Origin of the sequence: Burkholderia sp. M6-3 (assembly GCF_050858985.1) — a bacterium.
Classification (GTDB): domain Bacteria; phylum Pseudomonadota; class Gammaproteobacteria; order Burkholderiales; family Burkholderiaceae; genus Paraburkholderia; species Paraburkholderia caledonica.
This window is the reverse complement of record NZ_CP110090.1, coordinates 2402354-2417693: the sequence shown is the minus strand read 5'-3', so window position 1 is coordinate 2417693 and position 15340 is coordinate 2402354. Positions and strand designations below refer to the sequence as shown.

Here is a 15340-nt window from a genome sequence, read left to right as displayed (position 1 = left end):
GCCATGCTTGCGTACATTTTCAGACGATTGCTGTTGATGGTGCCGACCTTGCTCGGTGTCGTCACGCTGACTTTCATCGTCACGCAGTTCGTGCCGGGTGGGCCAGTCGAACAGGTGATGACGCAACTCCGCCACGGCGCTGGCCGTGGCGGAGACGCGGGGGCGGGCGGCGGCGGTTATCACGGCAGCCAGGGTGTCGATCCGCAGCAGATCGAGCAGATCAAGAAGCAGTTCGGCTTCGACAAGCCGCCGCTCGAGCGCTATGTGCTGATGCTCGAACACTACGCGAGCTTCGACCTCGGGCAGTCCTACTATCAGCACGCAAGAGTATGGGACGTGATCCGCTCGAAGCTTCCGGTGTCGATCACGCTCGGGCTCTGGACGGTGCTGCTCACCTATCTGGTTTCTGTGCCGCTCGGTATCGCGAAGGCGGTGCGCAACGGCTCGCGCTTCGACACCGTGACGAGCGTGCTCGTGCTCGCGGGCTACGCGATTCCCGGCTTCGTGCTGGGCGTTCTGCTGCTGATGCTGTTCGGCGGCGGCACCTTCTGGCAGGTATTCCCGATGCGCGGTCTCACGTCGGACAACTTCGGTGAGCTGAGCACGTTCGGCAAGCTGCTCGATTATCTATGGCACATCGTGCTGCCGGTCACGGCTTCGGTGGTCGGCAATTTTGCGGTCGTCACGATCCTCACCAAGAACACGTTTCTCGAAGAGATCGGCCGTCAGTATGTGCTGACCGCGCGTGCAAAGGGCGCGACCCAGCGCGACGTGTTGTGGAAACACGTGCTGCGCAACGCGGCGATTCCGCTGCTGACCGGATTGCCGGCGGCGTTCGTCGGCGCGTTCCTGAACGGCAATCTGCTGATCGAGACATTGTTTTCACTCGACGGCATGGGCCAGCTCTCGTACGACTCCGTGATTCGCCGCGATTACCCCGTCGTGCTGGGTTCGCTTTTTCTCTTCACGTTGATTGCCCTTATAACCAAACTCATTGCTGACGTCTGCTATGTCCTCGTCGACCCGCGCATCCAGTTCAACCGGCTTGACCGATGACGCGTCCGCCGCGCCACGCGGCTTAGTGCCGTCTCCGTGGCGGCGCACGTGGCTGCGCTTCCGGCAGCAGCGTCTGGGCTACTGGAGCCTCATGATCCTCGCGTCGCTGTTCATTCTCAGCCTGCTCGGCGAAGTGCTGTCGAATGACCGGCCGCTCGTCGTCCGCTATGACGGGCATTACTATTTCCCGATCGTAAAAGACTATCCGGAGACGCTTTTCGGCGGCGATTTTCCGGCGCGCGCGAATTACCTCGATCCGTATATTCGCTCGCGGCTGGAGGCGAACGGCAACTTCGCGGTCTATCCGCCGAACCACTTTCACTACGATACGATCGACTATTTCGCCGCGCATCCGTATCCGGCGCCGCCCACGTCGTCGAACTGGCTCGGCACCGATCAATACGGGCGGGACGTGCTCGCGCGGCTTCTTTACGGCTTCAGGCTGTCGGTGTCGATGGCGCTCGCGCTCACGGTCTCCGGCGTGCTGATCGGGGTAGCGGCGGGCGCGGTGCAGGGCTTTTACGGTGGGCGCACCGACCTGATCGGCCAGCGCCTGATCGAAATATGGAGCTCGATGCCGGACCTGTATCTGCTCATCATCTTCGCGTCGATCTTCGAGCCGACGCTGTGGCTGCTGTTCATTCTTCTGTCGATGTTCGGCTGGCTCGTGCTGTCCGACTACGTTCGCGCGGAGTTCCTGCGCAACCGTTCGCTCGACTATGTAAAAGCCGCACGCACGATGGGCCTGTCGAACGGGCAGATCATCTGGCGTCATGTGTTGCCGAACAGTCTTACTCCGGTTATCACGTTCCTGCCTTTCCGGATGAGCGCCGCGATCCTGTCGCTGACCAGCCTCGATTTTCTCGGGCTCGGTGTGCCGCCGCCGACGCCGAGCCTCGGCGAATTATTGCAGGAGGGCAAGAACAATCTGGACGCCTGGTGGATTTCGGTGTCGGCGTTCGCCGCGCTCGTGGTCACGTTGCTGCTGCTGACTTTTATTGGCGACGCGCTGCGCAATGCGCTCGACACGCGTTCGCGTGGTTCAGCATTCGGGGGAGCGCCGCGATGAGCGTCACGTCGAACGACCGGCCGCTGCTGGAAATCGAGCGCTTTTCAGCGCGTTTCGGCGACAAGCTCGCGGTGCGCGACCTTAGCCTTTCCATCGCGTGTGGCGAGCGCGTTGCGCTCGTCGGCGAATCGGGCTCGGGCAAGAGCGTCACCGCGTTGTCCATTCTGCGGCTCGTCGACCACGCGCATTTGAGCGGTCGCATTCTGCTCGACGGTGAAGACCTGTTGCGCAAGACCGAACAGAAAATGCGCGGGCTGCGCGGCGCGGACGTGGCCATGGTGTTTCAGGAACCCATGACCGCGCTCAATCCGCTTTTCACGATCGGCAAGCAGATAGCGGAAAGCGTGCGCTTGCACGAGGGCTTGCGGCCGAATGCGGCGCGCTCGCGCGGCATCGAGTTGCTCAGGCGCACGGGCATTCCAGAGCCGGAGCGCCGCATCGACAGTTTTCCGCATCAGCTGTCAGGCGGCCAGCGCCAGCGCGCGATGATCGCGATGGCGCTCGCGTGCCGACCTCGCCTGCTACTCGCCGACGAGCCCACTACTGCGCTCGACGTGACCGTGCGCCAGCAGATCGTCGACCTGTTGATCGAACTCCAGGAACAGGAAGCCGTCGAGCGCGGCATGGCCGTGTTGCTGATCACGCACGACCTGAATCTCGTGAGGCGTTTCGCGCAGCGCGTCGCGGTGATGGAGAAGGGCGTGCTAGTGGAAACGAATACGACGCAGGCGTTGTTCGACGATCCGCGGCATCCGTACACGCAGCGCTTGCTCGACAGCGAGCCGCGCCGCTCCATAGCGCCGCTCGAAAAAGGCGCGCGCCGTCTGCTCGAAGTGCAGGGGCTTTCCGTCGACTACAGCACGCCCGCCAAAGGTTGGCGGTCGCTGTTCGGCCGCTCCACGTTTCGCGCGGTGCATGACGTCGATTTGAGCGTGCGGCGCGGCGAAACCCTCGGCATTGCAGGCGAATCGGGATCGGGCAAATCGACGCTCGCGGCAACGGTGCTCGGTTTGAACAGGGCTGCTGCGGGTCATGTGCATATCGACGACATGCCGTTGTCGGTGCTGAAGACGGCTGCTTCGCGGCGGGCGTTGTACTCGCGCATGCAGGTGGTGTTCCAGGACCCGTTCGGCTCGCTGTCGCCGCGCATGACGGTGGAGCAGATCGTCGGTGAAGGTCTTGCCGTGCATCGGCTTGAGATCGACGCCAAGGCGAGGCGCGCACGCGTTGCCAGTCTGCTGGAGGAAGTGGGGCTGCCCGCCGATGCGATGCCCCGTTATCCGCACGAGTTTTCCGGCGGGCAGCGTCAAAGGATTGCGATTGCGCGGGCGCTTGCGGTGGAACCGGAACTGCTGGTGCTCGATGAACCGACGAGCGCGCTCGACGTGTCGATCCAGCAGCAGGTGCTCGCTCTGCTGGTACATTTACAGAAAACGCGCAAGCTAAGCTACCTTCTTATCACGCACGATCTCGCTGTGATGCGGGCCATGGCGCACCGTGTGATCGTCATGAAGTCGGGGCGGGTCGTCGAGGCTGGTGATACGCTCGAAATTTTGCATGCGCCGTCGCATCCCTATACACGATCGCTTCTGGCCTCGTCGCTGCTGATGGCGCGGCCGGATTCCGCGCAAACTCCAAGGAGTGTGAATGATTGACGAACGCTGGGCGCAGGCCGCCCGGTCGCTTAAGAGCCGCGCGGAGTTCTGGTCGCTGCGCATCGTCGACGAACAGATCGACGATCACGAGGTTCGCAACGACATCGCGCAACCGCTGCGCACGGTGCGCGATCGCGGCGCGATGCTCATCGCGTGGGTCGGCGCGGGAGCCGGCTACGCGGCGACGGCGAATCTCTCGGCGGCGGGCTTGCAGCAGGCGCTCGACCTCGCCACCGCACGCGCCGAGGCGAGCGCTGCATTGTCGCTGATCGATCATGGCGAAGTGGCGCGTCCGTCGGCGAGTGGCGAGTACGTGTCGCCGAATGCGCAGCACACGCTGCCGGGCCGCGCCGAATGGATCGACCGGCTCGGCGCCGAGTGCGCGGCGGCGAAGCTGGATTCGCGCATCGTCGAGCGAGTGGCCGCGATGCAGATCATTCACACCGATCAGCTCTACATGACCGGCGACGGCGTGCGGATCGATCAACGGTTCCGCTTCGTGATGCCGCAGCTGAGCGTGGCCGCGCATGCGAACGGCGACACCCAGGTGCGCACACTCGGCGGCAACTACGGCACGCTCGGGCAGGGCGGCATGGACGTGCTGGCGCGCTTCGGTTTCGACGGCTGCGGCCCGCGCGTCGCCGCCGAGGCGCTGCAATTGCTGGCCGCGCCGAACTGCCCGTCGGGCAAGCGCGACCTTCTGCTAATGCCCGATCAGATGATGCTGCAGATTCACGAGTCGATCGGCCATCCGCTGGAACTGGACCGGATTCTCGGCGATGAGCGCAATTTCGCCGGCTGGAGCTTCGTGAAGCCCGACATGTTCGGCTCTTACCGTTATGGCTCTGAACTGCTGAACGTGACTTTCGATCCGGAGTTGCGCGAAGAAGCCGCAGCCTACGCATTCGACGACGATGGCTCCAAAGCGAACAAGGAATATCTGATTCGCGACGGCGTGCTGGAGCGACCGCTCGGCGGCGCGCTCTCGCAGCAACGCGCGGGCATGCCGGGCGTGGCGAATTCGCGTGCGTCGAACTGGAACAGGCCGCCCATCGACCGCATGGCGAACCTGAATATCGAGCCGGGCGACAGTTCGCTCGACGAGATGATCGGCAACATCGAACACGGCATTCTGATGCGCACCAACACGTCCTGGTCGATTGACGATCATCGCAACAAATTTCAGTTCGGCTGCGAATTCGGTCAACTGATCGAGAACGGCAAGCTCACGCAGATCGTCAAGCAGCCGAACTATCGCGGCATTTCCGCGAATTTCTGGCGCAGCTTGAGCGCGGTCGGCAACGCCGACACGCGCGAAGTGTATGGCACGTCGATGTGCGGCAAGGGAGAGCCGGCGCAGATCATTCGCGTGGGGCACGCGTCGCCCGCTTGTGTATTCAGCAATGTCGACGTATTCGGAGGCGCGTGATGAGCGACTTCATGTCACCGCGCGCCGCGCATGCCGTGAACTGGCAGCAGCACTTCACGTCGCTCGCCGATGCGATCGAGCATCTCCAGCAACGCGGCGAAACGACGCTCAGTTCGTTTGCCGGCGAGCAGTCCGACTTCGTTCGCTTCAATGCGGGCAAAGTGCGGCAAAGCGGCACCGTCTCGCAAGGCAAGCTGACCTTGCGTCTGATCGACGGCGCGCGTCAGGCGTATTCAACGTTGACGGTGTGCGGCGAGCTGGAGCGGGACATCGACGAAGTGCGCGCCGCGCTGGCCACGTTGCGCGAGGGTCTGCGCGATGCCGCCGACGATCCGCACTTGCTGTTCGATACATCCGCATGGCAGCGCACCACGCGGCGTTCGGGCAGATTGCCTGATTCGCAAGGACTGTTGCGCGTCGTCGCCGAATGCGCGCGTGGCCTCGATTTCGTGGGGTTTTACGCGGGCGGCACCATCGTGCGTGGCTTCGCGTCGACGCGTGGCAGCCGCGGCTGGTACGAAGTCGACAACTTCAATTTCAGCTGGTCGCTCTATGACCCGAGCGGCCGGGCGATCAAAACCACATATGCCGGCGACGACTGGAGCGATGCGGTCTTCGCCGGCAAAGTGGAGCAGGCTGCGACGCGTCTCGCGGTGCTCGCTCGCCCGCCTCGTGCGCTCGCGCCTGGACGCTATCGCGCATGGCTCGCTCCGGCCGCACTTGCGGAGCTATTGGGTGTGACGGCGTGGCGCGGTTTTTCGGCGCGCGCGCAGGCCAGTTCGCGCAGCGAGTTGTACAAGCTGCACGTGGGCGAGATCGCGCTGGATCGTCGTGTCACTCTTCGCGAAAACCTCGGCCTTGGCATCACACCGGGCTTTAACGACGACGGCTACTTGCGCGACAGTGTTGCGCTGATCACAGCGGGCCGCAGTGCCGGGCAACTGACCAATGCACGCAGCGCAAGGGAATACGGCTTGACGCCCAACGGCGCGCTCGCCGAAGAGGCGCCAGCGGCGCTTGCCATGCAGCCTGGGGAACTGATGGACGAAGACGTGCTTGCGCAACTGGGCACCGGGCTTTACATCGGCAATTTGTGGTACGTGAACTTTTCGGACCGGATGAATTGCCGACTGACCGGCATGACGCGCTTCGCGACCTTCTGGGTGGAGAACGGACAGATCGCCGCGCCGCTCGAAGCCATGCGGTTCGACGACAGCCTCTATCGCCTTCTTGGCAGCGAACTCGAACATATCGGCGCTCATGCCGAAATGCTTCTGGGCGACGGGACGTGGGGCGAGCGGGCGACGGGCGGCATGCAGTTGCCGGGCATCCTCGCCAAGTCGTTCGAGCTGACCCTATAAGCACTGCGGCGCGGGTCGCCGTTCGAGGCGAGTCGCGCGCCAGCTTCCCCGCGTACGCGAACGGGAAGCTTCATACGCTCCCAATCTTCTGAAGAATTAGCATTTCGCGCAAGTAGCAGCTCCGCAACGGCGCTGATTAATCTGACGAATAAGCCGATCATGTTTCAGAAATGAAACATTTTTTGCGATTTTAAAAGGCTCGCATAAACGGATAATCGCGGGATTAGAATCGTTACGGGCTAATTACCATGGCTGACAAGGCACATTTCGAATGTGCGAATAACAAATCCAATTAAAAGGGCCATTGCGGTGCGCCGGTGTGTTCAGCTTTGAAACGTTTTGATACGTTTCCAATGCCGGACGTGCTGCCGAGCGGATGCACCGGGCATTCCGAGGGCAAAAGCGAGGCAGGGCGGGGTCCCGCTCTGCCGCGGCTGCAGGGCTCGGCGGCGACGCGCGGTAGGTTTTTCCGCTCCGGATTCACGCGTCGGCTAATTATTACTTGCATCAAATGAGAATAATTTTCGTCAGACGTTAAATGCCTGGCTAATTCCGTTGTTTTCAAATTTACTAACGGGATTCATTCGGCTAACATCGCTGATAATGCGTGAAGCGGCGTTCACCGATGTTGAATAGCGATTATCAGTTGATCCATATCGTCGGAGTAACGCGCGTCCTCGTCCAACCACGTAGACATTTTGAGGAAGACCATGTCCCACATCCACGTCGATTCCGCGAGGGTTACCTGGTTACACACGCCCGCTGTCAATGTGCGCACAGCGGCGCGGCGAATTGGTGTGCTGTTGTTCGACGGCTTCTGGTTGCTTGGCCCCGGTACGGTCGTCGAAATGTTCCAGACCGCGAACGAACTTTCCGGTACGCGCCCAGGCGAAGAGCCGCCGTATGAAGTGCAGTTCCTGTCGCTCGACGGCGGCAGCGTGCCGAGTTCGTCGGCCGCGCGCATCTGGACCGATCGTATCGACACGCGCTATGGAACCGGCTTCGACGTCCTTTTCATTGCCGGCGGTCACGGCGCGCATGAGGCGGCCCGCGACCAGCGCCTGCTCGGCTGGCTGCGGTCTGTGCAGGCACGCACTCGTGCGATCGAAACCATCGGCGAAGGGCGGCTCGTGCTGGAGGCGGCCAATCCGGGCGATCCGGAAGCGCTGCAAATCGGCCGCTATGGCCGCGGCGGGGCGGACGCTATCCTTAGCGCGTCCAACGATCGCAATGACTGCGCCCGCAGCGCGCTGATGTTCATCAAGCGCGATCTAGGCGCGGAACTGGCGCGTAGCGTCGCCGAACGCGTGATGCCTGGCATGGCTGCGACATGGGTTCCGCTGCCCGCCGAGGGCGGCACGCTGAGCGTGGCAGAAAAAATCCGCGCGGCCGCGCGCTGGATGGAAGCGAACTGCGACCGTCCTGTGTCGGTTGCCGACGCAGCCCAGGTCGCCGCCATGAGTGAGCGCAATTTCCTGCGTCGTTTCAAGCATGAGATGCATGTCACGCCGTCCGACTACCTGTTGCAGGTGCGTCTGCGCATTGCTTGTAACTTCCTCACTGAAACCGAACTGCCGGTCGACAAGATCGCGCGGCGCAGCGGCACCGGCAACGGCGACCGCCTTGCGAAGATCTTCCGGAAGCGCATGGCGCTGTCGCCAACCGAATATCGCGCCCGCAGCCGGCTTGCCTCCTCGGAGCTCTGACAGTAGATCGCGTCTGTAGGGCAGGCGCGTCTCAAGGCCGCCGCGCGGACGCGCGGCGGTATCCTCGTTCTTTGTCGAGCAGTTTCTTACGGGCACAGTGGCATGGGCAACCAGGTGTTGGCGACGGCACTGCCGGAAGTGAAACTGATCGAGCCCGAAGTGTTTGGCGACCCATTCGGTTTCTGCTATGAGAGCTTCGCCGCGGACGAGTTTACCGCCGACGTCGCACGCGGTTTCGACTTCGTGCAAGACCGGCATCTGCGCGCGGTGCATAGGGTGCTGCGCGGACTGCACTATCAAGTCCAGCGTCCGCAAGGCCGGCTCATGCAGGTCGTGGCAGGCGAAATTTTCGATGTTGCCGTGGACGTGCGGCTCAATTCGCCGAACTTCGGCAAGTGGTGCGGCACGCACCTGAGCGCGGAAAACCATCGGCAGATCTGGGTGCCCCCGGGCTTCGCGCATGGCTTCGTCGTGCTTTCCGACGTCGCCGAGTGCCTGTGGAAAACGACCGAGTACTGGTTTCCCGAACTGGAGCGCTGCATCTTGTGGAGCGATCCGGACATCGGCATTGAATGGCCGATCGATTTCGAGCCGATTGTCGGCGCGAAGGACGCTGCCGGGCGGCGTCTATACGAAGCCGAGAACATGGCTTAGCGCGCATGCGCGGTCACAGTTGGGTTGTCGCTACTGCACAGCGCGCTCATAGGCTCACAATGCGCCGTTGCTACCTCGCGGCCACCACCGCGCCGACACTCGCGGCCACCACGAACAAAGTGCCCGCGACCTGCAGAATACCCATCGGCTGATGCAATACGACAAAGCCTGCCACCGCGCCGATGGCTGGCTCTGCACTCATCAGGATACCGAACGAACCTGCGGGCATATGACGCAACGCCACCATTTCCAGCGCATAGGGCAGTAGAGGAACGAGTATCGCAAGGCCGGCGGTCACCGCGAGTTGGCCTGCGGCCACGTGTATGCCGCTTTGTGCAAGACCGAAAGGCGTGGCCACGAGCGCCGCTGCGATCAGCGAGACCGACAGGCCTTCAAGACCGGCGAACAGCTTGCCGGTCTTTTTCATCAACACGATGTAGCTGCCCCAGCCGCAAGCGGCGGCAAGCGCAAGGAATACGCCGAGCGGTTCACCCACCCAGCCGCCGCGATCGCGCGAAAGCAGCACGACGCCCGCAATCGCCAGCGCGGGCCATAGAAGCGCGCGTGCACGGCGCACGGCCAGGGTTGCCACCGTCAGCGGCCCGAGAAAGTCGATCGCCACCGCGAGGCCGAGTGGAATACGTTGAAGCGCCGCGAAAAAACACAACGTCATGCCGGCCATCGCAGCGCCGAGCGCGCCTGCGGCGAACCAGTGCGCGCGCGAGTAGCTGCGAACGCGCGGGCGCACCAGCACGGCGAGCACGAGGGCGGCCCAGCAGAGCCGCAGCCAGGTGGTGCTGAGCGAGCCGTAGACCGACATGGTCGGTTCGGAAAGCGCGGCGCCGAACTGGACGCTCGACATGGAGAGCACGCACAGCAAAGCTGCACCGGCTGCGGCGCGCGCAGGTTTAACGTCGGCCGGCTCGGGGGCGGCTGCACACTTGATTGTCATGTCCTGCATGGTTTTTTGGCGTCGCTGTGGGAATGTTCACGCTATCTTATCGGCTCCCGCGCTACTAAGATAAGTTGATATTTCTTATGCCGACTTCAACAATCGTGATGACCCGTGACCTCGACAGCAGTCTGCTTCGCACATTTGTCACCGTCGCGGAGACGGGTGCGGTGGGCGTGGCCGCAATCCGACTTGCACGCACCCAGGCGGCGGTGAGCATGCAGTTACGCCGTCTCGAAGAAGACCTTGGTCAGCGGCTGCTTGACCGTTCGCCACGCGGCGTGCAACTGACCGAAGCCGGTCATCTGCTGCTGCCATACGCGCACGCGATTCTCGGCGCGGGTGCCGATGCGCGGCGCGCGCTGAGCGCGGGGCAGGTGTCGGGCACGGTACGGCTCGGCATGCTCGAAGACATCGCCGTCGGTCGTTTGCCGCGTGCGTTGCGGCGTTTTTCGATTGCCTATCCGCGCGTCGCGCTCGAAATCGTCGTGGACAGCAGCGCCGCTTTATCCAGGCGGCTCGTAGACGGCGGCCTCGATGTGGTCGTTGCAGATCCCGCGTTGGTGAACGGCACGCCTTTGCTCACATGGACTCAACCGTTGTTCTGGGTCGGTGCGCGCGGCTATTCGCGCGATGCCGAAGCGCTCTTACCGCTGGTCGCTTTCGGCGACACATGTCTGTGGCAAAAGAATGTGTTGACGGCGCTGCGCCGCGCCGGCATCGGCTGGCGCATCGTGTGTACGAGCACCAGCTTGCCGGCGGTGCAGTCGGCGGTCGAAGCGGGGCTCGGCGTGTCGGTATTGCTCGAAGGCAATATTCGTTCGGAGTCCATGAGAATTCTCGGTTGTGCCGATGGCTTGCCCGATGCGCCCGCTGCGGATTTCGGCCTGTTCACACGCGAGATCGCGGGCGCGCAGGACGCAGCGGTGCAGACGTTGCAAGGTTTTCTATGCGAGGAGTTGCATCTGGGCATGCGGGAGAACGACTCGCGCGTGCTGTCGGCGGAATGAAGCAGATATCAACGAGGGAATGCTGGAGGCGCGTTGGACGCGCTGGAAACTGGGGCACACGTACAGCGCGATGCGCGTGCTGCGTTGCGGAGAAGCCCGGCGTGAGCGGCAACTATTGCAATACACCGTGGCAGGTATTGCAACAGGTTGTTCGCACGCGCCGGGGCGGGTATTCCTCCGCTTATACAGCCGATGCGGTGATCAGCGCCGCATCACGCCCATCAGCAAGGTGACGAGGAAAATCACCACGAAGATGAAGAACAGCACCTTGGCGATCTCCGTCGCGCCGGCGGCGATGCCGCCAAAGCCGAATACCGCGGCGATGATAGCGATGACGAAGAAGATTGCAGCGTATCGAAGCATGAGGCCTCCCACCGATGAATACTGGATTGAAGTAGAACGGCGGCTCGCTCGGGTCCAGGTCCCTGAACGAGCGATCTGCCGGCGAGCGATGTTGAGCAATGGCTGTGCCTGCGCCGCGAACTGTCAGCGGCGACCCTGCCGTTGTTTCACTGAAACGACACGCTAAGCGCCGCGGAGCGGCCTCATGCCGTGAAAAACGGATATCGACCGACGATAACGTTTGCGCGAGTCAATAAGCTCGCTGCCGCATCGACCGGCGCCTGAGTTAATTTGCGCCGCATCACAAAAGCGGCGTGTCAAATGAAAAAAAGTTAATCAGCATTTAATATGGTTGGAGGAGCGTGGATGTCATGGCTCCAAAATAGCGAGATCTCGTGGGGCTGCCCTCGAGTTGCTGAACAAAATCTGCCCCGAACGTGACCGCATTAACGCCAACTTGCCACCGCGAAATCAGCGTTATCTACCCGTCGCGAAATGGCACAAATCGGGTTTTAGCGATTTCCACGGGAAGTCCATCGAACGGTTTCCAGCAAAAACGATTTACCCCAGATCACTTCCCCAAACGCCCGACGGCGGAATCCCGGCGGCCCTTCTCTCGCACCGGATTGCGCATGAAATAGCCATCTGCGGCGGCGTGTCCGCTGGCAGCCTCGCTGACACGACACTGGCGCCCCGAGACCTATCTTGCTCGCTTAAGCCGGCTCGAAGGATCCCGCTGAAAACGATTAAATCATTCCCGGATTGTTAATTGTTGTCAGGCCGAATCATTTTGGACACCACGGGTGGTGAAGAGGTGAAACGTTTGCGCCGTCATATAGGATTGAGTAGCACAGTAGTTCCTTGATGTTCAGGGCGTTTTTGGCGATTGTTGGTAAAAAACCCGTGCGCCAGAATACTCGTGCAATTTGAAAAAACAGCTATTAGAATGCGCAGCCTGGACGCGGGGCGGCTATTAATGCCAGAGAGGCTGTGGCGATGTTTCATTACGCCGTTGTAAAGGTCGGTGCAGCGCGCGTCGAAAGAGGGGCGGTCAATCGAGTGGGCTGCGGTAATGCCCAAAAAAAGCCGCGTTCAATGCGGGCCGGTAAAAGAGCATAAACCGAAGAAGAAATCACATGCCATTGGGGATTCAAACGATCGGGGGTGCGCGCCGGGCGCTTCGCAACGGGCCGGGCGGCGAGACGACGTCGGCGCGTCACGAGCGGGGACGCGCTCAGCCGCGCCTCATGCGTGTGTCCGGGTGCGCTCTCCTTGCGGCGCTCGCGATCGTCTACGGCAGCGCGAGCGCTCAGTCGACGTCATCGCAATCCCGATCCGCGACGTTACCCGCGGCACCGCTGGCTCAGGCAGAAGCGCGCACTGCGCAAGCGGGTCCCTCTACGTCAGTCAATCTCGCGTTTTTCGACGGCGCCAATGTGCCGGTCGACTTGTTGCAAGCGTTCGATGCCGTCGTCGTCGATCCGTCGCGCGGTTTCGATCCGGCGGCGAACCCGTTGCGGCATACGGTATGGCTCGCACGCACCAATGGGAATGCCGTTGTCAACTCGCCCAGTGCATTCGTCGCGAGCGTGATCGAGCCGCTGTGGCAGCGCGGTTTTCACGGGTTCCTGCTCGACACGCCGCAAGCGCTTGCATCGATCGACGCGATTCGCGCGGCGCATCCCGACGCGCGAATCGTGATCGGCGGCGATGACGCGCTTACGCTCGCCACGCTGCATGCCAAAGCGCTGTATGCGGTGGTGGGCCCGTCGCTCGTGAGCGGCCCGAGCGCGAGCGGTGCCGGACAGATCGTCGTTTCCGCAGACGACCGTGCCGTCCGCGTCGCCGCGGCGCAAGCGTTCATGCGGCGGACGGGCGTGCCCGTCGTGTCAATCGAATACTGCGGCGCCGATGACCGCGCGTGCGTGCGCAGGACGGCGGCCCAGGTGGTGGCGACGGGCGTCACGCCCTATGTGACCGACTTGGCGCGCGACGTGGTCGGCATCGGCGCAATCGAAGTGCTGCCGCGCAAGGTGCTGGTCGTGCAGGACACGGGCGAAGATTTGCTGCTCGACGAAACCCCCGGCGTGCGCGACCTGGCAATGCCGCTGAACTATCTCGGCTATGACGTCGAGTACGCGAACGTCAACGACACGCTTCCCGATGACATCTCGCCCGATCGCTACGCGGGCGTCGTTGCGTGGCTGCAGGGCAGCGGCACGCAGGACAGTGCCGTGTGGCGCAGATGGGTCGATGCGCGCATCGCCGCGCGCGTTCCCGTTGCGTTTCTTGGACAGTTCGGTTTCGACGCGGCCGAGGACGAAGGACGCGCGCTCGATCTGCAGGCAGTGCCGGGTCCCTTCAGCGACAAGGTAGACGTCGTCTCGCGCGATCCGATGATCGGCTTCGAGATCGATCCCAAGCTCGGCCCGCGCGATCTGACGGGCGTTCAGGTCGGCGCAGCCAGCCGGCCGCTGTTGCGGGTAAAGAGCGGTCAGGCGACGCTGGACCCGGTGGCGATCACGCCATGGGGCGGCTTCGCGATGAGCCCGTACACGGTCGTGTCGCTCAACGGCATCGACCAGGAGCGCTGGGCGATTCAACCGATTTCGTTCCTCACGGCCGCATTGCGTCTGCAACAGATGCCGTCGCCTAGCGTGACTACCGAAAACGGGCGGCGCCTTTTCATGTCGCACGTCGACGGTGACGGTTTCGCGTCGCGCGCGGAATTCCCCGGTGCGGACTATTCGGGCGAAGCGCTGTATCAGCAGATTTTTACCCGCTACAAGGTGCCGATGACGCTGTCCGTCATCGAGGGTGAGGTGGGTCCCACCGGGCTTTACCCGAAGATCTCGCCGCGCCTCGAAGAGATTGCTCGCAAGATGTTCGCGCTGCCGTATGTCGCAATCGGCACGCATACTTACTCGCATCCTTTCGACTGGGGCAGCGTGGACGCGAAGACGGGCGAACGTGTGGACCGCGGCGGCGGCGATACTGCGTTCTCGCTGAACATTCCGAACTACACGTTCGACATCGACCGGGAGGTAACCGGCTCGATCGATTACATCAACACGCGCCTTGCGCCTCCCGGCAAGAAGACGACCATTCTGCAATGGCCCGGCAACTGCAAGCCGCCCGCGGTGGTGGTGCGCAAGGTCTATGCGGCGGGCGTCGCGAACGTGAACGGCGGCGACACCGTCATTACGAAGAGCGCGAGCAGCTGGACCAACATCGCGCCGATCGGCGTCGACAAGGGGCCGGGTGCGTATCAGGTGTACGCGCCGAATCAGGACGAGAACGTCTACACGAACGACTGGCTGGGTCCGTTCTACGGTTTCACGCGCGTGCTCGAAACCTTCGACATGACGGACAAGCCGTTGCGTTTCAAGCCGATCGACCTGTACTACCACATGTACAGCGGCACCAAGGTCGCTTCGCTGCGCGCGCTCGACCAGATTTTCACGGCGGTGCTCAAGCAAGCCGTACTGCCCGTGCAGATGACCGATTACACGCAGAAGGTGCTCGACTGGCGTTCGTTCGCTGTCGCACGCGCGGTGCGCGGCGACGTCGACGCGGATGCAGGTGCAGGTGCCAACGGCGGCAAGCGCGCGGACGGCGACTGGATCGTGCGCGGCAACGGAGACGTGCGCGAGTTGCACTGGCCGCTGTCGACGGCGCCGGATCTGCACGCATCGGCCGGCGTCACCGGCTATTCGGCCGGCCCCGACGGCACTTATATCCACATCGCAGACGGCGCCGCTCGCGTGTCGTTCAACGGTGCCGATGCTCGCGATAGCTCGGCGGGAGCGCTTTCGAAAGCAGGCGCATTGCCCTACATCGCCGAAGCGAACGGCTTCGTTCGCAACTTCAGGCGCGGCGCAAACGGCATGTCGTTTGAATTCGGGGGCTACTACCAGCCGTTCGTCAGGCTTGCCCACGCGGGCAGTTGCAGTGTGAATGTCGCCGGACGTCCCGTCGCCGTGCACCGCGACGCCGCAGGCTTGCGTTTCGACACCCCGGCCTCCGCCGGTCTGGAGGTGAACTATCAGCCCGTCGAGATTTCCTGTGAGCGCTAAACGTCCCCGTATCGCACCGACCTGGCTCGT

At 62.8% G+C, this 15340-nt stretch carries 11 protein-coding genes; 9 read left to right on the top strand and 2 right to left on the bottom strand.

Annotated features, from left to right (window positions below):
* Positions 1-3: 3 nt before the first annotated feature.
* The 7 genes from OH764_RS10395 to rfbC all read left to right on the top strand — a co-directional run bounded on the left by OH764_RS10395 (position 4) and on the right by rfbC (position 8930).
* Complete coding sequence (locus OH764_RS10395) at positions 4-1056, top strand: microcin C ABC transporter permease YejB (RefSeq protein WP_498846728.1); 1053 nt, start codon at positions 4-6, stop codon at positions 1054-1056.
* Positions 1010-2125 carry an ABC transporter permease gene (locus tag OH764_RS10390; protein ID WP_498846727.1) on the top strand — a complete coding sequence of 372 codons (1116 nt, stop codon included), beginning with the start codon at positions 1010-1012 and terminating at the stop codon, positions 2123-2125. The genes OH764_RS10395 and OH764_RS10390 overlap by 47 nt, the downstream gene beginning before the upstream one ends.
* Complete coding sequence (locus tag OH764_RS10385) at positions 2122-3780, top strand: ABC transporter ATP-binding protein (RefSeq protein WP_498846726.1); 1659 nt, start codon at positions 2122-2124, stop codon at positions 3778-3780. The genes OH764_RS10390 and OH764_RS10385 overlap by 4 nt, the downstream gene beginning before the upstream one ends.
* Complete coding sequence (locus tag OH764_RS10380; protein ID WP_498846725.1) at positions 3773-5209, top strand: TldD/PmbA family protein; 1437 nt, start codon at positions 3773-3775, stop codon at positions 5207-5209. Before OH764_RS10385 ends, OH764_RS10380 begins: the two co-directional genes overlap by 8 nt.
* Entirely contained in the window at positions 5209-6570 is a 1362-nt protein-coding gene (locus OH764_RS10375) for a metallopeptidase TldD-related protein (protein WP_498846724.1), read from the top strand. Before OH764_RS10380 ends, OH764_RS10375 begins: the two co-directional genes overlap by 1 nt.
* A gap of 710 nt (positions 6571-7280) precedes the next feature.
* The gene (locus tag OH764_RS10370) at positions 7281-8276 is read left to right on the top strand and encodes a GlxA family transcriptional regulator (protein WP_027804932.1); all 996 of its coding nucleotides are present in this window, start codon (positions 7281-7283) and stop codon (positions 8274-8276) included.
* Positions 8277-8378: 102 nt separating this feature from the next.
* Positions 8379-8930: a dTDP-4-dehydrorhamnose 3,5-epimerase family protein gene (gene rfbC, locus OH764_RS10365; protein ID WP_498846723.1), complete on the top strand. Its 552-nt coding sequence runs from the start codon at positions 8379-8381 to the stop codon at positions 8928-8930.
* 70 nt (positions 8931-9000) lie between these two features.
* Here rfbC and OH764_RS10360 read toward each other — a convergent pair whose 3' ends face one another.
* A complete protein-coding gene (locus tag OH764_RS10360; protein WP_498846722.1) occupies positions 9001-9891 on the bottom strand; it encodes an EamA family transporter in 891 nt (296 codons plus the stop codon).
* Between the two features lie 77 nt (positions 9892-9968).
* Between OH764_RS10360 and OH764_RS10355 the strand changes: the two genes are divergently transcribed.
* Entirely contained in the window at positions 9969-10892 is a 924-nt protein-coding gene (locus OH764_RS10355) for a LysR family transcription regulator (protein WP_498846721.1), read from the top strand.
* A 201-nt stretch (positions 10893-11093) separates the two neighbouring features.
* On the opposite strand, the gene OH764_RS10350 is transcribed toward OH764_RS10355, so the two are convergent.
* On the bottom strand, positions 11094-11255 hold the full coding sequence (locus tag OH764_RS10350; protein ID WP_006051149.1) for a DUF1328 domain-containing protein: 162 nt from the start codon (positions 11253-11255) through the stop codon (positions 11094-11096).
* A 1115-nt stretch (positions 11256-12370) separates the two neighbouring features.
* On the opposite strand from OH764_RS10350, the gene OH764_RS10345 reads away from it, so the two are divergent.
* Positions 12371-15310: a sugar ABC transporter gene (locus OH764_RS10345; protein WP_498846720.1), complete on the top strand. Its 2940-nt coding sequence runs from the start codon at positions 12371-12373 to the stop codon at positions 15308-15310.
* Positions 15311-15340: the final 30 nt, after the last annotated feature.